The organism is Pseudoalteromonas sp. 23_GOM-1509m (assembly GCF_000518425.1).
GTDB classification, from domain to species: domain Bacteria; phylum Pseudomonadota; class Gammaproteobacteria; order Enterobacterales; family Alteromonadaceae; genus Pseudoalteromonas; species Pseudoalteromonas tetraodonis.
In genome coordinates this window covers 124097-144302 of the sequence record NZ_KI912434.1, presented here as the reverse complement: position 1 = coordinate 144302, position 20206 = coordinate 124097, and the positions used below count along the sequence as shown (strand labels likewise).

The window sequence follows — 20206 nt, the reverse complement described above, 5'->3', positions numbered from 1 at the left end:
ATTAAAATAATCATACCATGATTATTTTTCACCGGTGCTATTCAATCTCTTTGTTTGCTATGAACCTCATGATTGTCTAAAATCGAGGCAACTGAAGCTTTCAAAAGTAATTACTATGAAAAAAATAGAAGCAATCATTAAACCGTTTAAGCTCGATGATGTGCGTGAAGCATTATCTGATGTAGGCATTACGGGTATGACAGTAAGTGAAGTAAAAGGGTTTGGGCGTCAAAAAGGCCACACAGAGCTATACCGTGGTGCTGAGTACATGGTTGACTTTTTACCTAAAGTAAAACTAGATATTGTGCTCGGTGATGAAGACGTAGAACGTGCTATTGATGTTATTGTTAAAACAGCACAAACTGGCAAAATCGGTGATGGTAAAATATTTGTCACTGACGTAGAACGTGTGGTTCGAATTCGTACTGCAGAAGAGGATGAAGAGGCTATATAGTCGAGTAAACCTCGTAAAAAAGGCGCTAATTTTATAACTAGCGCCTTTTTCGTGTTATTTATTTCTGCTATTAAATTTACGCGTTTGCTCTGCATGCTGACTTAGTTCAGTCAAGCCAAGCTTCTCGTAACTTTTTTCCATCATGGCGAGTGCCGCATCAAGATAACTACTTTGTGAGTAGTGCTCTACCACATATTTACCGCGATTTGCGGCTGCTAAATAGGCTTCACGTTCGTAATAGTAAGTTGCCACTTTTAGCTCATAACGTGCCATGCGGTTTAATAACCAAACTAAACGACGTTTTGCTTCTGGCGCATAATCACTTTCTGGAAAACGTTTAACCAAAGTTGATAAGTCGGTATAAGCAACACGGGTGCGTTTAGCATCTCTGTCAGCTCTGTCTACACCAAAGTATTCTTGGAAAGCATTTTTATCCGCCTTAATATTAACCAAGCCACGCATGTAGTACATGTAATCTAAATCTTTGTGGTTTGGGTTTAAGCGAATAAAACGGTCGATTGTAGCAAGCGCTTGCTCTGTATTACCTGATTGGTAATGTGCATACACTAAATCCATTTGGACTTGTTTTGAAAACGGACCAAACGGGTAGCGAGAATCAATTGCCGTTAATAATTCAATTGCACGAGCGTATAAACCAGAATCAAGCGTTTGTTTTGCATCTTCGTATAGTGCTTGTGCCGATCTGTTGGGTACGCGTTGAATATCTTCTTGGTCAGGTGCAGACGAGCAGGCCCCTAAACTAAGCACTGAAACTGAAAAAACAATGGCGAATGCACGTTTCCCTATTTTATTTATCATTTTATTTGTTACCTTCGATGTCTTCGGCTAGGCCAAGTGGGTAAAACCGAGTAAACTATGCGTATTATGTTATGCTTTTATTAAAAGCGATTCTAACCCAGTCAAGCAAAGCTTGCACTGGTAAATTGGGTAAAGTTACTAATGTCAGAGCAAATATCTCTCCAAGCCGAGGTCCCAACAGACTTAGGTGGTAAACGTCTAGACCAAGTATTAGCACAATTGTTCCCTGATTATTCACGATCACGGATAAAAACGTGGATTTTAGATGATAAAATCACCGTTGATGGTGAAATTTTCAACACCCCGCGTGAAAAACTACTCGGTGGTGAAGTTGTAGCTGTTGAAACAACAATAGAAGCACCTCGTGAATACGAAGCACAAGATATCAAATTAAACATCGTTTATGAAGACGATGATATTTTAGTGATCAACAAACCAATGGGATTAGTGGTTCATCCTGGCGCAGGTAACCCTGACGGTACGGTGTTAAATGCTTTATTACACTACTACCCAGAAATTATTAATGTGCCACGAGCAGGTATTGTGCATCGTTTAGACAAAGATACAACAGGTTTAATGGTTGTTGCTAAAACGATTCAGGCACAAACACATTTAGTTAAAGCACTGCAAAAGCGCGAAAACTTCACACGTGAATATGAAGCGTTATGTAATGGCACTATGACAGCCGGTGGTATGGTTGAAAAACCAATTGGTCGTCATGCAACGCAGCGTACGCATATGGCAGTACATGAAATGGGTAAACCAGCTATTACGCATTACCGTGTTGCCGAAAAATTCCGCGCCCATACACGTTTGCGTTTACGTCTTGAAACAGGGCGTACACACCAAATTCGTGTGCATATGGCGTACTTAAACCACCCATTAATTGGCGATCAATCTTATGGCGGTCGTCCTCGTCCACCAAAAGGGGCAACGCCTGAGTTATTTGAGTTACTGCGTAGCTTTAAACGCCAAGCGCTTCATGCCGTTAAATTAAGTATTGCGCATCCAATCACCGGTGAAATGATGACCTGGCAAGCGCCTATCCCTGATGATATGGTGGCGATGACTCAAGCACTGCGTGAAGACACAAAAGCAAACCCTGATATAGCGAGTTAACAATGTTTGGCTTATCAGCTACATGGCAATCTCTTCATGGTGTAGATACATTGAGTACTACACGTGAAGGGGGCGTATCTCAGCCTCCATTCGATAGTTTGAATTTAGGGTTGCATGTAGGTGATAACAGCCAAGATGTATTAAATAACAGAGCACGTGTAAATGCTCATTTGCCTAAACCGGCAATTTGGTTAAATCAGGTTCATAGCGCTGATGTAATTACAGTGGATGAGCGATTTGACCCCAACCAAACACTCACAGCCGATGCGCTATATACGCAATTACGCAATCAACCTTTAGCCATAATGACTGCTGATTGTTTACCTATTTTACTCTCATCGAGTGACGGGCAAGAAGTGGCCGCAATTCATGCTGGTTGGCGAGGGTTAGAGCAAGGGGTGATAAACAATACGCTGGCATGTTTTAAAAATGCCTCGGCGAATATACATGCTTGGTTAGGTCCTGCAATAGGGGCGAATCAATTTCAAGTCGGCCAAGAGGTAGTCGAGTTATTTACAGCAAATAACCCACTAATGCACAGCGCGTTCAAAGCTCAAAATAATGAAAAGTATTTAGCTGATATCTATCTAATAGCAACTATTTTACTTAATCAACAGGGCGTTATAAACATTAGCGGGGGTGAGCATTGCACGGTTTCTCAAGCTAACTTGTTTTTTTCTTATCGGCGCGATGGCCAAACCGGTCGTATGGCAAGTTTGATCTGGCGCAAGTAAATAATCATTAGGTGATTATTTTTCCCACAATACCTTGAACAAACCCGCTAACATACCCATCTATTAAGTAATTCGTTTTTTTATAGGTAAACCCCCATGCGTTTAGATAGATTTACAAGTAAATTTCAGTCTGCGCTTTCAGATGCGCAATCATTAGCGCTAGGTCGCGATCATCAATTTATTGAACCTGTGCATCTAATGTACGCTTTGTTAAAACAAAGTGGCTCAAGTGTGCGTGCACTATTTGCACAAATGAGCATCAGCGTTGATGAACTCAACACTAAATTATCACAAGAGATAGAAAAGTTATTTAAAGTGGAAGGCGTTGGTGGCGATGTACAGTTGTCAAATAACATGGTTTCACTGATAAACCTATGTGATAAATACGCCCAAAAGCGTAAAGATAAATACATTTCAAGTGAGTTGTTTGTATTAGTTGCGTGTGAAGATAAAGGCCCGCTTGGCAGTGTTTTTAAAGCACTTAACATTACGGCGAGTAAGGTTGAAACGGCAATTGAAGCGATTCGTGGTGGCCAAAAAGTTGACGATCCTAATGCGGAAGAAACACGTCAAGCACTTGAAAAGTACACCATCGATTTAACTGAGCGTGCAGAGCAAGGTAAGCTTGACCCTGTAATCGGTCGTGATGATGAAATTCGCCGCACTATTCAAGTATTACAACGCCGTACCAAAAATAACCCTGTGTTAATTGGTGAGCCAGGGGTGGGTAAAACAGCCATAGCTGAAGGGCTTGCACAGCGTATTATTAATGGTGAAGTGCCTGAGGGCTTAAAAAACAAGCGCGTATTATCACTTGATTTAGGCGCATTAGTTGCTGGTGCAAAATACCGAGGTGAATTTGAAGAGCGTTTAAAATCAGTACTTAATGAGTTGGCTAAAGAAGAAGGCCAAGTTATTTTATTTATTGATGAAATTCATACCATTGTTGGAGCGGGTAAAAGTGATGGCGCTATGGATGCGGGTAACATGTTAAAACCTGCCTTAGCACGCGGTGAACTCCATTGCGTAGGCGCAACCACTTTAGATGAATACCGTAAATACATTGAAAAAGATGCTGCGCTTGAGCGCCGTTTCCAAAAGGTATTAATAGAAGAGCCTTCAGTAGAAGACACCATTGCTATTCTGCGTGGCTTGAAAGAGCGTTACGAATTACACCATTCAGTGGAGATCACCGATCCTGCAATCGTTGCCGCAGCGCAGTTATCGCATCGTTATATTAGTGATCGCCAATTACCCGATAAAGCAATCGATTTAATTGACGAAGCGGGCTCTTCTATTCGCTTGCAAATTGATTCAAAGCCAGAAGCTTTAGATAAATTAGAACGTCGCATTATCCAATTAAAAATTGAAGATAACGCATTGGCCAAAGAGAAAGATGAAGCAAGTCAAAAGCGCCGTACAGAAATGGTCGAGCTGATCACTGAGCTTGAAGGGCAATACCGTGAACTAGATGAAGTATGGAATGCAGAAAAAGCGTCTTTACAAGGCACGCAGGTTATTAAAGCTGAGCTAGAGCAGGCACGACTTGATTTAGAAGTGGCTCGCAGAGCAAGTGACTTGCAGCGTATGTCTGAACTGCAATATGGACGTATACCTGAGCTTGAGCGCAAACTCGATTTAGCATCACAAGCAGAAATGCAAGAAATGAGCTTGCTTAAAAATCAGGTGGGCGAAGATGAAATTGCAGAAATTTTATCACGTTGGACCGGGATCCCAGTGGCGCGTATGCTCCAAGGTGAACGTGAAAAACTATTACAAATGGAAGAGCAGTTACATAACAAAGTCATTGGTCAAGATGAGGCCGTCGTTGCGGTGGCTAATGCCATTCGTCGTTCGCGTGCAGGGCTTGCTGATCCCAATCGTCCAATTGGCTCGTTCTTATTTTTAGGGCCTACAGGGGTTGGTAAAACAGAACTTACCAAGGCACTAGCAGGCTATATGTTTGATACCGAAAGTGCCATGGTGCGTATAGATATGTCTGAGTTTATGGAAAAACACTCAGTCGCACGTTTAGTCGGTGCGCCTCCAGGGTACGTAGGTTACGAAGAAGGTGGTTATTTAACCGAAGCTGTTCGTCGTAAACCCTATTCGGTTATTTTGCTTGATGAAATAGAAAAAGCGCATCCAGATGTGTTTAATATTTTATTACAAGTCCTTGATGACGGGCGTTTAACGGATGGCCAAGGGCGTACGGTTGATTTTAAAAATACGGTTATCATTATGACCTCCAACTTGGGCTCAGATATCATTCAAGAGCAAGCGGGAAGTAATGACTATGACGAGCTTAAAGCAAAAATCATGGGTGTTTTACATAATGAATTTAGACCCGAGTTCATTAACCGTATTGATGAAACTGTGGTATTTCACTCACTTTCACATAGTCATATTAAAGAAATTGCAGATATTCAGTTAAGTAAATTACGTCAACGATTGACAGAGATGGGGTATTTACTTGAGTTGACAGATGCTGCTCTTGAGCGAATTGCTGCCAGTGGCTTTGATCCTGTCTATGGCGCTCGTCCACTTAAACGGGCAATACAGCAAACCATTGAAAATCCATTAGCACAAAAACTGCTTAATAATGAATTTCAATCAGGTTGTATCATTGTCATTGATGCTAACGAAGACGGCTTAGTGTTTACGAGTCGATAATCTGAGCACAGCAAAAAGCCGCTGTTTACAGCGGCTTTTTTGTTTCTATTTTAGGGCGATGGTTAAACTTTAAAAGTCAGTAATAAGTCATTCACTTTTCTTGAGCCTTCCACTAGTTCAGCCGCACCGCGTGCTACGCTAAAACTCAATTGTAAATTGTCATCCCCTAAGCCTTTAATCTTTTCAACATTGCTACCAATGTCTTTACTTACAACCTGTTGCTGTTCTGCTGCGGCTGAAATATCCGTGGCGAGCTGTGAAATTTCACTAATTTGAATAAAAATACTATCAAGCTCTTGTTGTGTTTGTCCTGTTGTATTAACACAGTCATCGGCTTGTTGTTTTGTGCTCTGCATTATTTTAGACCAGCTAAACAAGGTATCTTGAATTTCTTTAATTGAGCTATGAATTTGTGCTGTGGCGTTTTGAGTTCGTGACGACAGCGCTCTTACTTCATCGGCAACGACTGCAAAACCACGCCCATGCTCACCGGCGCGTGCCGCTTCAATAGCCGCATTGAGTGCCAATAAGTTAGTTTGTTCAGCAATCCCTTCTATTTCACTCATGACTTGGCCAATTTTATCGGCTTCAGAGGCAAGCCCCGTTGCTGTGGCGGCCGCTTGCTCAACTTGTACAGCTAAGTCAGACACCATTTTACTGTTATCTGCAATATGATTCTTGATATCAGAGCAGCTTTGATAAGTAATGCCCACTTTATCAGCCGTGTTATTGGTATTGTTAGAGATTTCACCAATCGTGGTACTCATTTGTGACATGGCTGAAGCAATTTGTTCTAGCTGAGTGCCTTGAGAAGAAATACCTTGCTCGGTCAACGTCGATTGTTGATCTAACCCTTGGGCAATCGTATTAAAACTCAAGGTTGAATCTTTTACCCGCCCTAGTACCGTTCTTAATTTAGCACTGAGCATCTGCTCTCTATACTCACTAATGCTGTGTGGGTGCGAGCCACTAAATACATAACGAGATACAGAGTCTGCTTGGTTTTTTTGTTGTTTGAGGGTTGCAGGTGTGATTACCAGCTCATCATAATTTAAAACTAAAATAACAATACATACTAATAAGTTAATCGCGGCAAGCGAAAGAGAGCCCCACATTGCGACACTGGCTAACCAAATTAAAATACCCGCAATGCTCAAACCTTGTCTTAATGATGTGCGTTCGCGCCAGCTAAATAATGATTTATTAGCGTTAATTTTGGCATAGAGCTTTTGCGCTCTGCGTTTTGCGCGTTGCTCTAGTTTTATTCGTACAGACTGATAACCAATAAGTTGGCCATGCTCAAAAATAGGCGTTACAAATGCATCAACCCAATAATAGCGGCCGTCCTTACATAAGTTTTTTACCGCGCCACGCCACGAATGGCCTTGTTTTAAGGTGTCCCACATTTCTTTAAATGCAGCTTTTGGCATATCAGGGTGGCGAACGATATTGTGATTTTTATTTATCAGTTCATCCATCTCGTAGCCTGCGATACTACAAAACTCATGATTGGCATAAGTAATAACACCGCGTAAGTCAGTGGTTGAAACCAACTCTTGGTGTTCTTCGAAGTTAACTTCTTCATCTATTAAGCTTTGATTACGACGCATAGTGACTCTTTATCATTCTTTATTATGGCGGCTATTGTAATTACTAAAACTAATGTGCGTTAGTGATATGTGTAAAATAGCAGGAATAAGACATTTTTTTTGATATTTATATGATCTTTATCAATATTAAGCGTAATTGAATTTTTCAGTTATGACAAACTTTTAGGGTTTAACTCTATCTTATCAAAGCGTTTTAAAACGCCATGTTGTCAGCGGGGGGTTATGGCAAATAATATGTAAAAGAAATTGTATATTCGTAGTGGCAATGGCAAGATTATCTTTTATAGCGTGAAATAAAGCGTGTTTAAAATCCAGTAAAAACTATATCTAATAAATTCATATAGTTTTTTCATCGTTTAATCTTGAGTAAAGGTAAAAAGACCCCATAACCTTATGATTAAGCCACTTGGCTCGAGGAAACTTTTTTTTGACAACTTATAATTTAAAGAACACGCTCAACGCGCTATCTAATGCAGATAATCAACAGGCTATTAAAGGCATTATGCGCGGTATTGAGAGAGAATCATTAAGAATTAATCACGATGGTTCCATTTCAAAACAGGCTCATCCTCAAGGTGTGGGCTGTGCGCTCACCAATGGGCATATTACCACTGATTTTTCTGAGTCTTTACTTGAGTTCATTACACCGGTTAGCGAGTCATCAACGCAAACCTTACAGCAGCTAAAAGATTTACAAAAGTTCACCCTAGAACATATGGGCGATGAATTATTGTGGCCAATTAGTATGCCGTGCTTTATAAATCATCAAGACGATATTGTATTGGCACAATTTGGCGACTCTAACGTCGGTAAAATGAAAACCCTATATCGCGAAGGCTTGAAGAATCGTTACGGCAGTATGATGCAAGCGATTGCTGGCGTGCATTTCAATATTTCTTTTCCACAAACGCTATGGCAGTCACTGCACTCATTAAAGCAAAGTAATGCGAAACTTGAAGATTTTATATCGGATAGTTATTTGGCGTTAATTCGTAACTTTAAACGCGAACTGTGGTTAATTAGCTACATGTTTGGCGCATCACCGGCATTATGTAGCTCTTTTTTACAAGGGCGTAAAAGCGACTTACCGTTTAAAAAACTCGGTAAAGGCACTTTATATTTGGAAGTGGGTACCGCATTGCGTTTAGGCAACTTAGGCTATACCAATAGCGCACAATCGTCGTTACGGGTAATGTATAACTCATTAGATGAATATGTTGCAGGACTAAAAAAAGCCATAAATACGCCTTCAGATATTTACGGCAGTATTGACGATTACACCAGTGCTACGCCAAAGCAATTAAATAAAAACATTTTGCAAATAGAGAACGAGTTTTACTCGCCAATTCGTCCTAAACGTAATGCAAAAAATGGTGAAACGCCCACCGATGCATTGCTAAGAGCGGGTATAGAATATATTGAAATTCGTGCATTGGATGTTAACCCGTTTAGTGAAGTTGGGATTGACTTAGAGCAAATACACTTTTTAGATGTGTTTTTAACTTATTGTTTATTAAAAGATTCAGCGCCTATGGATTGGCAAGAGCAAACTCGTAGCACTGAAAATCTTGATACTGTGGTTAACCAAGGTCGAGAACAAGGCTTGATGCTTAATTTTAATAATGAGCATCGCAGCCTAGAATCTTGGGGTGATGAAATATTTAGTCAGCTGAGTGATGTTGCTCAGTGGATGGATACTGCTTACGATGTTGACTACTACTCAAACACTATTAAGCGCATGGCGACTTGGATTCATGATCCGGCATTAACGTATTCTGGTCGTTATGTTGAGCAGTTAAAAGCGTCAGAGTTAGATAATGGCCACTTTGCACTGTCACTTGCTCAGAAGTACAAACAAAGCCATGAAACAGCAAGTTATACTGAATTTTCAAAATCGTGGCTAGAGCAACAAGCTGCAGAGTCGTACCAAGCCCAAAAGGCAATTGAACAAGCTGATAAACAATCATTTACCGCATTTTTAGATACGTATTTCAGGGTCTGTTGACCTTTGCGGATTACAATTTGTTCAAACTAGGAGCGGTTTAATCGCGGCGCGAGGTTTGTAACCTAGTGGGCTAAGTAAAAACCGAGCAACAAAGAGTAAATCGCTCCTAGGCAGAACCCGAAGGGCAGCACCTGTTTGGCATTGATGCTGCGTTATCGCCTATTTATGGGGAATAACTACACCACATAGGCTTTGCCTTGCCTAAATACCAAACAAACTGCTGCAAATGCAACCTTGAAAGGTCAACAGACCCAAGTAAGTAGCAGGCAAAAAAAACGCAGCTCATAGTAGCTGCGTAAATATTCTTTAGGGATGAAACAATGCTGTACTGCTGCATTCATAGATTCAGACCCACACTTTTTTAAAAAGTTCAGTGAGATCTTAAAAAATGAAAAAAAATATTATTACCTTATCTTTGCTGCTCACTATAGCTGGGTGTGCAACAGCTCCCCCAAAGCAACCAGAAGATATTTGTAAAATTTTCGAAGAGAAATCTGACTGGTATTTTGATGCCAAAGACGCGCAGGAAAAGTGGGGCTCCCCAAAACATGTGTTAATGAGCATGATGTATCAAGAAAGTTCTTTTCGCCACGATGCAGCACCGCCTATGGAATACTTCTTATGGATAATTCCTACTGGTCGTGCAAGCGATGCCTATGGCTATTCTCAAGCTAAAACACCTACTTGGTCTGATTATATTCGTGAAACAGGTAACAGTGGCGCCGACAGAGACGAATTTGAAGATGCGATTGATTTTATGGCGTGGTTTGTTTATAAAACCCATAAAGTTAATGGTGTGTCTAAGTGGGACGCCTACGCACAGTATTTAAATTATCATGAGGGATGGGGCGGTTATAAACGAGGCACCTATCGTAAGAAAAAATGGTTAATGAGCGTTGCCAACAAAGTAAAACATCGCGCAAGCCGTTATGGTGCACAGCTAAGACGCTGTGAAGATGATTTAGATAAAGGTTGGTTAGAGCGATTGTTCTTTTAGATTAGATTAAAAAGGAGCCAGCAGGCTCCTTTTTTATTGGTTTATTTTTTACGTTTGTTTGGTTGAATTTTGACTTGTTTAATCATGTTTTCTTTTACCTCAAGTACTTCAACCGGATAGCCTGCAATACGAATACTTAAATTAGCATCGGGTATATCTTCTAAGTACTCAACAATCAAGCCACTTAATGTTTTAGGACCGTCTAATGGGAATTCCCAGCCCATTTCTTTATTTAAGTCGCGAACGTTAGCACCGCCGTCGACAATATAAGAGCCATCGTTTTGTGTGGTTACTTCTTCACTCGGTGTCCGAGTTTGAGTGGTAGTAAAATCACCCACAACTTCTTCAAGAATATCTTCAAGAGTGACTAAGCCCTGAATGTCGCCATATTCATCAACAACAATACCAATACGTTCTTTTGATAACTGAAATTTTAGTAGCTGAGTGTTAAGCGAGGTGCCCTCAGGGATAAAGTAAATTTCACGTACCGCACGCAATAGCGAAGGCTTATCAAACTGCTCTTTAGTTAAAAGGCGAAGCGCATCACGAGAGTGAATAAAGCCAACAGCATCATCAATATTGTCGCGGTATAAAAGCACCCGAGTATGTTGAGCGTGAGTAAGTTGTTTACTGATTATTTTCCAATCGTCATTAATATCAATCGCCACAATTTCATTGCGAGGGATCATAATATCTTCAACGGTAACTTGTTCTAAATCTAAAATAGAGGTCAACATACTTTGGTGACGAGCGGGGATCAGTGCACCCGATTCATTCAGCACGGTTTTTAATTCTTCTTTACTCATGCTGTGCTCATCTATTTGTGCAGCGCTAATACCAAATAAGCGCAATATACCATTGGTCATCCAGTTAACAACGACAACAAATGGGAAGAGAATTTTTAGTAACCCTTTGAGTATCACCGAACTTGGAAAAGCGACTCGCTCAGGATAGAGGGCGGCCAGTGTTTTTGGCGTTACTTCAGCGAAAATCAGCACCACAAGTGTTAATGCACCTGTTGCTATAGCAATACCTAAATCACCATACAAACGAATACCAATAATGGTGGCAACTTGGGCAGCCGCAATATTGACAAGGTTATTACCAATAAGGATAAGACCTATCAACCTGTCAGGTCGACTGAGTAATTTACTAACGCGTTTCGCAGCACGATGATTCTCTTTAGCGAGGTGTCGTAAACGAATACGGTTGATTGACATGATTCCGGTTTCTGACCCGGAGAAGTAAGCAGAAAAAAGTACCAATAAACCTAAAATGATAAACAGCGTACTTGTCGATATGTCGTCCAACGATGGATCCTTTTTTTATAAACCAATGCGTATTAAGCTAGAGTGAGCTTTCAGAGTCAAGTTAAAACTTATTTAGAACCACTTCTTGTATAAAACGGCTGCCAAAATAAGCGAGTGTGAGTGTAAATGCGGCAATCATAATACTCACTACCACCATTTTCCCTCGCCAACCTCGTTTTACATGGCCAACGGCAATCGTGGCAAAAATAGCCCAAGCAACTAAAGATAAGATTGTTTTATGAATAAACTCTTTGGCAAACATGCCATCAAGAAATACAAACCCTGTAATCAGCGCCACGCTTAATAATACTGTGCCTAAATTTAATAGTTGATAAAGTTGACGCTCTACCACCATTAGTGGCGGTAAATGGCTATGTACTATTGCTAAATCTTTACGTTTCAAACGTTTATCAATAAAGTAAAATTGTACGCCGTAAAGGGTGGCAATAATTAAGATACAGTAGGCTAATAACGACAGTGAAATATGCGCAACTAACGCAAGCTCTACATTAATGCTATGAAGTAAAACGTGATGAGGAATAAACAGGCTAGCAATAGTTAACAGGGCAGCAAAGCCGTATACAACAGGTAATAGCAGTGTCGCAGGGAACTTCAAAGAGACGGTGGTGACACAAAGCACTATTACCCAACAAGTCAGTAATGCAACATTAACAATACTTAAATCTTGGCCATCGGCTCTAAACACCGAGTTTACTAAAAGCAGCATATGCGCCAAAATAGCGACAGTGCTCAGTATTATAGTAATTTTTTGGCTTGGTCCCTGACGATGAAACAATCGCGAAAGCACGTGAGACGTTGCTAACACATAAAATAAACTGGCAATAATAGTTAAACTAATAATCAGCATTTTGCTTTGGCCACTTAATTGAAGTCAAATAATTCGTGTTCGTTATCTGGTCATTGTATTTTATAGCAACGCAAATGCATAGACCCTGTAAAAAGAAACTCAATAAGCAGCACTTCAGCACTGTATTGTATGCCACCATTTACGGTATACTATTTTCAATTGAATTTTAATAGCATCGACCTTATTAATAGAGTTGATATAAACGTCTTTTCGGAACCGTTACATGTTTGAGAACCTCCAAGAACGATTAGGTAAAACCCTAAAAAATATTAGTGGCCGTGGTCGCTTAACTGAAGACAACATTAAAGATACACTTCGTGAAGTGCGAATGGCATTTTTAGAAGCCGATGTGGCGTTGCCTGTTGTTCGCGAGTTTGTAAAGCAAGTTAAAGAGCGTGCGGTTGGTGTTGAAGTCACCAAAAGCTTGAGCCCTGGCCAAGTATTTATAAAAATTGTTCGTGAAGAACTTGAAAAAGCCATGGGTGAAGCCAACGAAGAGCTAAGCCTTAACGCACAGCCACCGGCGGTAGTGATGATGGCTGGTCTTCAAGGTGCGGGTAAAACCACCAGTGTGGGTAAGCTGGCTAAGTTTTTAAAAGAGCGCAAGAAAAAGTCTGTGCTAGTGGTAAGTGCCGATGTGTATCGTCCAGCAGCAATTAAGCAATTAGAAACCTTAGCAACAGAAGTTGATGTAGAATTTTTCCCAAGTGATATTTCGCAAAAACCAGTTGATATTGCAACTGCCGCCATTTCTCATGCGAAAAAGAAATTTATTGATGTTGTATTAGTCGATACTGCGGGTCGTTTGCATGTTGATAGCGACATGATGGATGAAATTAAAGCCTTGCATCATGCAATTAATCCAATCGAAACGCTATTCGTTGTTGATGCAATGACAGGTCAAGATGCGGCAAATACAGCAAAAGCATTTGACGAAGCTTTACCGCTGACCGGTGTGATACTGACTAAAACAGATGGTGATGCCCGAGGTGGTGCTGCTTTATCTATTCGTCATATTACTGGTAAGCCAATTAAGTTTATGGGTGTGGGTGAGCGCACTGATGCCCTTGAGCCTTTCCACCCAGACCGAATTGCTTCACGTATTTTAGGCATGGGTGATGTACTTTCATTAATCGAAGAAGTCGAGATGAAAGTAGACAAAGAACAAGCGGCAAAAGTAGCACAAAAAGTATTTAAAGGTGATGGCTTTACGCTGGATGACTTTGCTGATCAACTAAAGCAAATGAAAAACATGGGTGGCATGATGTCGATGCTCGATAAACTGCCTGGCATGCAAAACATCCCAGATGCGGTTAAAGGGCAAATGGGTGATAAAACCTTTATTCAAATGGAAGCGATTATTAGCTCTATGACCAAAAAAGAGCGTGCACGCCCAGAAATCATCAAAGGTTCGCGTAAAAAGCGTATTGCTGCGGGCTCTGGTACTCAAGTACAAGAGATCAATAAACTGCTTAAGCAATTTACGCAAATGCAAAAAATGATGAAGAAGATGAAAGGTAAAGGTGGCATGCAAAAAATGATGCGTGGCATGAAAGGGATGTTACCACCTGGCATGATGGGTGGCGGTGGTCCAAAATTTTAATAATTTAACCTTTAATACCTCCAATACGAGATAAAAAGTAATCAATAAAGAGGCAAAATGCCTCTTTATTGTTGAATAAACTATGCACAGAATAGCTTATTCATATACTTTTTCATCTTGGATCACGGTTTAATCTACTAAACTGGCTTTTTGCATCACTTCTTACTTGCATTGTTGCTAAAAACTCGTACAATTCACCGGCTCCCCATACTGGGGAGTAAATCTTATTAATGAAAACAGTCAATCTATTTAGAGGACGGTATGGTAACTATTCGTTTGCAACGTGGTGGCGCTAAAAAACGCCCTTTCTATCAAATTGTGGTTGCGGATAGCCGTTTCTCGCGTGACGGTCGCTTCATCGAGAAAGTAGGTTTCTTTAACCCAATTGCTTCAGGTCAAGAAGAAAAACTTCGTTTAGATTTACCACGTGTTGAACACTGGTTAGGTCAAGGCGCAGGTCTTTCAGATCGTGTAGCTAAATTAGTTAAAGACGCTCGTAAAGCGGCTTAATAGGCGTAAGTGTAACCATGAGTCAAGAGAACACCTCATCAATAATTGTCGTAGGAAAGCTCGGCGCCCCATATGGTATAAAGGGCTGGCTTAAGGTGCATTCATTTACTGATGATCCCCAAGGGATCTTCGATTTCAGCCCGTGGTTGATAGGGCAGCAAGGTAAATGGCAATCCTTAGAAGTGGTCGACTGGCGTCGCCACAACAAAGGCTTTATCGCTAAGTTTGCGCAAGTAAATGACAGAGACCAAGCAATGGCTTATACCAATGTAGAAATTTCTGTTGATTCAGCGCAGCTACCAGAATTACCGCAAGGTGAATTCTATTGGCGAGATCTCATCGGCATGTCGGTTGTAACTGATAAAGGTTATAACTTAGGCATTGTTGATGACCTTATGGAGACAGGCTCAAATGATGTACTGGTTGTGAAAGCAAACAGTAAAGATGCATTTGGCCAAGCAGAACGTTTAATTCCTTTTTTAACTGATTCAGTTATTCAAGAAGTTAAATATGATGCGAAAGAAATTACTGTAGATTGGGATCCAAGCTTTTAATGAGTCAAACAAGTTCGTTATGGGTAGGGGTTATCAGCCTTTTCCCGGATATGTTTGATGCAATTACAACGCAAGGTGTAACCGGTCGTGCTGTTAAAAATGGCTTAATCGATTTTTACTGCTGGAATCCACGTGACTATGCAACTGATAAGCATAGAACCGTAGATGATCGTCCTTACGGGGGCGGGCCAGGCATGTTAATGATGGTTGAACCACTAAAACAAGCCATTCTTGAAGCCAAACAGGCTGCAGGTGATGGTGCAAAAGTAATTTATATGTCGCCACAAGGGCGCAAATTAGATCAGCAAGGGGCTAGCGAACTCGCAAACTCTGAAAAACTGATTTTAATTGCCGGTCGCTATGAAGGTATAGACGAGAGAATAATAGAGTCGTACGTTGACGAAGAATGGTCAATTGGTGATTTTATTTTGAGTGGGGGTGAACTACCTGCCATGACATTAATTGACGCAGTAGCGCGATTAGTGCCAGGGGTTCTAGGACACAACCAGTCAGCAGAGCAAGATTCATTTTCGGATGGCTTGCTAGATTGTCCTCACTATACACGGCCAGAAACATTGGACGACAAACAGGTGCCTGCTGTATTACTCAGCGGAAACCACCAAGAGATAGCAAAATGGCGGCTTATGCAGTCATTAGGTAGAACTTGGCTTCGCCGTCCTGACTTGTTGCATAACCTAGCTCTGACTGAGGAGCAAGCGGTATTACTCGCGAAATTTCAGCAAGAGTACCAAAAAGCTTGTGGCTAGAAGACAGTTACACCTAGGAAAGTGAGAAACATAATGGCAAAAGTAAACCAAAATATTATTAAAGCGCTTGAAGATGAGCAGCTTAAAACAGACGTACCTGCATTCGGCGCTGGTGATACAGTAGTTGTACAGGTAAAAGTAAAAGAAGGTGCTAAAGAGCGTCTACAGGCCTTTGAAGGTGTTGTAATCGCTAAGCGTAATCGTGGTCTTCACTCAGCATTCACAGTTCGTAAAATCTCGAACGGTGAAGGTGTTGAGCGTGTATTCCAAACGCACAGCCCTCTTATTGATAGCGTAACAGTTAAGCGTCGCGGTGCGGTTCGTCGTGCTAAGCTTTACTATCTACGTGAGCGTTCTGGTAAATCTGCACGTATTAGAGAAAAACTTAACTAATACGCGCTGTTTATCAACGCAAAAAACGGGTTGCAACCTTTGGGTTGCAACCCGTTTTGGTTTTAATGCTATTGCAATTTTTATATCGCTACATTTAAAAACCAATACACACCTTAACCAGCATGCGTTAAAGTGTGGTTCACTTCAAAGCACAATATCTTCTCACTTCTTGCAAAAAATGATGTACAAAAATGAATGATAAAACGATAGTTACGCACAACGGCAATTTTCATGCAGATGATGTTTTTAGTATCGCTGCGCTTAAAATTATTTTCCCTTCTTTTACCCTGATACGCACACGCGATAATGCGATTATTAATGACGCTGATGTGGTTATTGATGTCGGCGGCCAATATGACCCAGAAACTGACCGGTTTGATCATCATCAGCGCGGCGGTGCCGGTGCTCGCGAAAATGGGATTCCTTTTTCGTCATTTGGCTTGGTGTGGAAAAAATATGGCTTAGCAATATGTGATGATAATCAAGATGTGGCGAATGCAGTTGATGCAGGGCTTGTATCAACTATTGATGCCATTGATTGTGGTCATGTTGAAGGTGTTGCTACAGGCATTAGTTTAAGCCAAACAATTTCTATGTTTAACCCAACATGGGAAGAGGAAAGTAATTTTGATGCTGCTTTTGATCAAGCGGTTGAATTTGCACACACTTTGCTGCTTCGTTTTGTTGCCTCAGCGCAGGGTGGTTTAAATGCTAAAAAGATTGTTGCTCAAGCAATTAAACAGGCAGACGATCCACGATTAATCGTACTAGAGCGTTATACGCCGTGGAAAAAAACCGTACATAGCTTATCAGAAGAGGCGCTATATGTAGTGTATCCATCGCATTCTGGTAAGTGGATAGTGCAAACGGTACCTGCAGAGCTAGGCTCGTTTGAAGACCGAAAGCCATTACCTGCACCGTGGGCTGGATTATCTGATAGTGAATTTCAAGCAGTGACCGGTATAGATGATGCTATGTTTTGCCATAATGGCCTATTTATCGCCGGTGCAGAATCATTCGAAAGTGTTATGTCGCTTGCGACTATGGCATTGGAATATTAGATAAAAAGTGCTAATTAAAGTGGCTATTAAGCCACTTTAATTTTCATTGTTTAAACTCGGCATAGACTTACATTTTTATATGCTTTTTAATTCACTTTACGCAAGCTGTGTTCTATTCATTTAATTATCCTACCTTGGTCGCAGTTGAGTGACTCATACTGATCTTTTCACTAATTAGCCTTTTAACCCCTAACGTATCCTGTTAGTATTTATCGTATTGATTAGTTTACTTTTTTGTAATTATTAATTTACGATTTTGCTTTTTTGGATGGAATGAGAACGTGGCAGAGATAAGTGATTTAGCGCAGCTAAGAAAAGGTATAGATGAATGCGATGCGCAACTGGTTGCCTTACTTGCAAAGCGCAATGGTATTACTCAACAAATTGGCGCAATAAAACAACAAACTGGCGCGCCACTACATGCACCCGATAGAGAAGCTGATTTATTAGCTGCACGACGCCAAGAGGCAATTAATCAAGGTGTAAACCCTGATTTAGTCGAAGACATTCTCAGGCGCATGATGCGTGAAGCTTATCAAAATCAACAGGCCAAATTAGCTTGTGCCGACTCACAACTATCTCCGATTGTCATTGTTGGTGGTGAAGGGGCAATGGGGCAGCTATTTGCAAAACAATTTCAGCGCTCGGGTTACGAAGTTAAAGTTTTAGATAAAGCCCAGCAATCACAGGCAGCAGAGATTTTAAAAGGCGCAAAACTGGTGATGATCAGTGTGCCAATTAATGCCCTCGAAACGGTTGTTAACGCGTTACCTAAACTCGATGATGATTGTTTGCTGGTTGATATTACATCGGTTAAACAAGCGCCGTTAAATGTGCTCAAAAAAGTTCACAATGGTGCTGTTGTTGGCTTACACCCCATGTTTGGTCCTGATATTTCTCATTGGGTGAAACAAACTGTGGTGGTATGTGAAGGGCGTAATCCTGAAATGGCACAAGGTTTATTAAAGCAGCTACAAATTTGGGGCTGTCAGTTAGTAGAACTTGATGCTAAAAAACACGATGAAGCGATGCAAATCATTCAGGTTATGCGCCATTTAACCACCTTTGTATACGGTCAGTTTTTAGCAAAACAAGGACATACACTGGCAGAGCTGCGTAGTTGTTCATCACCTATTTATCAGTTAGAGCTGATGATGGTCGGTCGTCTCTTTGCGCAATCGCCAGAGCTGTATACTGATATTATGCTGGCGCAATTTGATAATGTAGAAAGCTTATTAGCGCAGTATCAGTGTTTGTTCTCAGAGACGCTTAAAAAGTTAAAAGCAGGGGATAAGCCAGCCTTAATCGATGCCTTTGCTGATGCAAAAGCCTACTTTTCTGACTCCACAGCGCACTTTTTGACACAAAGCCGCAGTTTATTAAATAAAGCGAACGACGCCAAAGTACTCGATTAAACGTGACAGATTAATTAAAACGAAAAAGGGCCCGCAGGCCCTTTTTTAATGTTGCTTTAGGCTAGCTTTGTACACTCACCGCTTGCAGTGATTCGCTTTGATAACAGCCTAATACGCGTACGTACTGGGTATGCTCTTTAAGCTCTTCTAACGCATGTTTCACTTGGCTATCAGCAAGGTTCGCTTCTAAATCCACATAGAATACTTCTTCCCATGGATTTCCTGGTACAGGGCGAGACTCTAATTTTACTAGATTTATATTATGCTGTTTAAAAATCATCAGCGCATCGGCGAGTGAGCCTGCTTGTTGCTTAGTTGCCATAATTAAACTGGTTTTAGTGGGGATTTGTTTAGATACATGTAGCGGTTTACGTGCAACCACAATGAAGCGACTATGGTTTTCTTTTTGATTAGCAAGATTGGCCTTAATGACTTCAAGCCCTACATTTTTACCTGCTTGTGCAGAGCCAATAGCCGCACTGTTAGGTGTTTCAAGTGCTGATTTTAATGCACTCGATGTTGAATCGCAGGTCTCATGCTGCAAATCGCCAAGCCCTTGTAAAAAACGGCTACATTGAGCAAACGGTTGCGGGTGAGCAAACACTTTGGTTAATTGGTTAAGTTCTGTGTCTGGGGCGGCTAATAAACAATGCTCTACGCTGTGAGTGACTTCGCCGACAATAGAGACTTGCGCGTGCTGGAGTAAATCAAATACTTCATTAATACTGCCTGAGCTGGTATTTTCAATCGGTAACAAGCCAAAGTCGGCTTGGCCATTTTCTACTTTACCGGTGATCTCATCAAAAGAACTACAGCCAATTTCAATTAATTTGCCTGGTCGGCGACTAAAGTACTTATGACACGCAAGTTGACTGTAAGATCCTTGTCCGCCTAAATAGGTTACCCGATGGGTTTCACTTAGCGCATCAGGGTTGAGGTTTTTTTGCAGCATAGCTTGTTGATGTAATACTGAGTCTTCTAATATGGTTTGAAAAACATTATTTACATAGTAGGCATCTAAACCAAGAGATTTACCATAACCGATTAATTTTTCGAGTAATGCTAATTCACGTGCTTCATCACGAATTGGTTTATTATTCGCTATCTTATATTCAACAACACCATGGCTAATACGGCGTCGCTTCGCTAATAACACAAGTAGGTCAGAATCGATTTCATTTATATCGTGCCTAAGCGTGTCTAAAACATCATTGCTCATTTGGTTTTCCTCATTCCAAAAATGTCACTGTATTTAACAGCGTAAACAAAAAAGCCTCCCAGTTGGGAGGCTTTACTATTCGATTGATTTTATCT

At 40.9% G+C, this 20206-nt stretch carries 18 protein-coding genes and 1 other annotated feature (1 of these 19 only partly in view); of the genes, 13 read left to right on the top strand and 5 right to left on the bottom strand.

Annotation, left to right across the window (positions count from 1 at the left end):
* Window positions 1-115: 115 nt before the first annotated feature.
* Window positions 116-454 carry a P-II family nitrogen regulator gene (locus N523_RS0116245; protein WP_013464483.1) on the top strand — a complete coding sequence of 113 codons (339 nt, stop codon included), beginning with the start codon at window positions 116-118 and terminating at the stop codon, window positions 452-454.
* A 54-nt stretch (window positions 455-508) separates the two neighbouring features.
* Here N523_RS0116245 and N523_RS0116240 read toward each other — a convergent pair whose 3' ends face one another.
* Window positions 509-1273: an outer membrane protein assembly factor BamD gene (locus tag N523_RS0116240; protein WP_013464484.1), complete on the bottom strand. Its 765-nt coding sequence runs from the start codon at window positions 1271-1273 to the stop codon at window positions 509-511.
* 141 nt (window positions 1274-1414) lie between these two features.
* Between N523_RS0116240 and rluD the strand changes: the two genes are divergently transcribed.
* The 3 genes from rluD to clpB all read left to right on the top strand — a co-directional run bounded on the left by rluD (window position 1415) and on the right by clpB (window position 5799).
* Window positions 1415-2392 carry a 23S rRNA pseudouridine(1911/1915/1917) synthase RluD gene (gene rluD / locus N523_RS0116235; RefSeq protein ID WP_028835384.1) on the top strand — a complete coding sequence of 326 codons (978 nt, stop codon included), beginning with the start codon at window positions 1415-1417 and terminating at the stop codon, window positions 2390-2392.
* A 2-nt stretch (window positions 2393-2394) separates the two neighbouring features.
* Window positions 2395-3126, top strand: a complete 732-nt coding sequence (gene pgeF / locus N523_RS0116230) for a peptidoglycan editing factor PgeF (protein WP_028835383.1) — start codon at window positions 2395-2397, stop codon at window positions 3124-3126.
* A 96-nt stretch (window positions 3127-3222) separates the two neighbouring features.
* A complete protein-coding gene (clpB, locus tag N523_RS0116225) occupies window positions 3223-5799 on the top strand; it encodes an ATP-dependent chaperone ClpB (protein ID WP_028835382.1) in 2577 nt (858 codons plus the stop codon).
* A gap of 62 nt (window positions 5800-5861) precedes the next feature.
* On the opposite strand, the gene N523_RS0116220 is transcribed toward clpB, so the two are convergent.
* Window positions 5862-7409 carry a methyl-accepting chemotaxis protein gene (locus N523_RS0116220; protein WP_028835381.1) on the bottom strand — a complete coding sequence of 516 codons (1548 nt, stop codon included), beginning with the start codon at window positions 7407-7409 and terminating at the stop codon, window positions 5862-5864.
* A gap of 427 nt (window positions 7410-7836) precedes the next feature.
* Between N523_RS0116220 and gshA the strand changes: the two genes are divergently transcribed.
* Window positions 7837-9414 carry a glutamate--cysteine ligase gene (gene gshA, locus N523_RS0116215; RefSeq protein WP_028835380.1) on the top strand — a complete coding sequence of 526 codons (1578 nt, stop codon included), beginning with the start codon at window positions 7837-7839 and terminating at the stop codon, window positions 9412-9414.
* Between the two features lie 388 nt (window positions 9415-9802).
* Window positions 9803-10411: a transglycosylase SLT domain-containing protein gene (locus N523_RS0116210; RefSeq protein ID WP_013464490.1), complete on the top strand. Its 609-nt coding sequence runs from the start codon at window positions 9803-9805 to the stop codon at window positions 10409-10411.
* A 41-nt stretch (window positions 10412-10452) separates the two neighbouring features.
* Here the strand turns inward: N523_RS0116210 and N523_RS0116205 are convergent, their stop codons facing one another.
* Together N523_RS0116205 and N523_RS0116200 are read right to left on the bottom strand one after the other, a co-directional pair.
* Entirely contained in the window at window positions 10453-11721 is a 1269-nt protein-coding gene (locus N523_RS0116205; protein WP_013464491.1) for an HlyC/CorC family transporter, read from the bottom strand.
* Window positions 11722-11782: 61 nt separating this feature from the next.
* Window positions 11783-12589, bottom strand: a complete 807-nt coding sequence (locus N523_RS0116200) for a cytochrome C assembly family protein (RefSeq protein WP_013464492.1) — start codon at window positions 12587-12589, stop codon at window positions 11783-11785.
* Between the two features lie 223 nt (window positions 12590-12812).
* On the opposite strand from N523_RS0116200, the gene ffh reads away from it, so the two are divergent.
* The 7 genes from ffh to tyrA all read left to right on the top strand — a co-directional run bounded on the left by ffh (window position 12813) and on the right by tyrA (window position 18892).
* Window positions 12813-14192 carry a signal recognition particle protein gene (ffh, locus tag N523_RS0116195; RefSeq protein ID WP_008464738.1) on the top strand — a complete coding sequence of 460 codons (1380 nt, stop codon included), beginning with the start codon at window positions 12813-12815 and terminating at the stop codon, window positions 14190-14192.
* A 261-nt stretch (window positions 14193-14453) separates the two neighbouring features.
* Window positions 14454-14702, top strand: coding sequence for a 30S ribosomal protein S16 (gene rpsP / locus N523_RS0116190; RefSeq protein WP_008114468.1), 249 nt, complete (start codon window positions 14454-14456; stop codon window positions 14700-14702).
* Window positions 14703-14719: 17 nt separating this feature from the next.
* Window positions 14720-15256 carry a ribosome maturation factor RimM gene (rimM, locus tag N523_RS0116185; protein WP_008114470.1) on the top strand — a complete coding sequence of 179 codons (537 nt, stop codon included), beginning with the start codon at window positions 14720-14722 and terminating at the stop codon, window positions 15254-15256.
* The gene (gene trmD, locus N523_RS0116180) at window positions 15256-16023 is read left to right on the top strand and encodes a tRNA (guanosine(37)-N1)-methyltransferase TrmD (RefSeq protein WP_028835379.1); all 768 of its coding nucleotides are present in this window, start codon (window positions 15256-15258) and stop codon (window positions 16021-16023) included. Before rimM ends, trmD begins: the two co-directional genes overlap by 1 nt.
* A 33-nt stretch (window positions 16024-16056) precedes the next feature.
* Complete coding sequence (gene rplS / locus N523_RS0116175; RefSeq protein WP_011327636.1) at window positions 16057-16416, top strand: 50S ribosomal protein L19; 360 nt, start codon at window positions 16057-16059, stop codon at window positions 16414-16416.
* A gap of 191 nt (window positions 16417-16607) precedes the next feature.
* Window positions 16608-17477, top strand: a complete 870-nt coding sequence (locus N523_RS0116170; protein ID WP_013464495.1) for an MYG1 family protein — start codon at window positions 16608-16610, stop codon at window positions 17475-17477.
* A gap of 281 nt (window positions 17478-17758) precedes the next feature.
* The gene (gene tyrA / locus N523_RS0116165; RefSeq protein ID WP_024602820.1) at window positions 17759-18892 is read left to right on the top strand and encodes a bifunctional chorismate mutase/prephenate dehydrogenase; all 1134 of its coding nucleotides are present in this window, start codon (window positions 17759-17761) and stop codon (window positions 18890-18892) included.
* A gap of 61 nt (window positions 18893-18953) precedes the next feature.
* On the opposite strand, the gene N523_RS0116160 is transcribed toward tyrA, so the two are convergent.
* The gene (locus tag N523_RS0116160) at window positions 18954-20111 is read right to left on the bottom strand and encodes a chorismate mutase (protein ID WP_013464497.1); all 1158 of its coding nucleotides are present in this window, start codon (window positions 20109-20111) and stop codon (window positions 18954-18956) included.
* Between the two features lie 44 nt (window positions 20112-20155).
* Window positions 20156-20206: a sequence feature (Phe leader region), on the bottom strand; it runs 72 nt beyond the window's last position.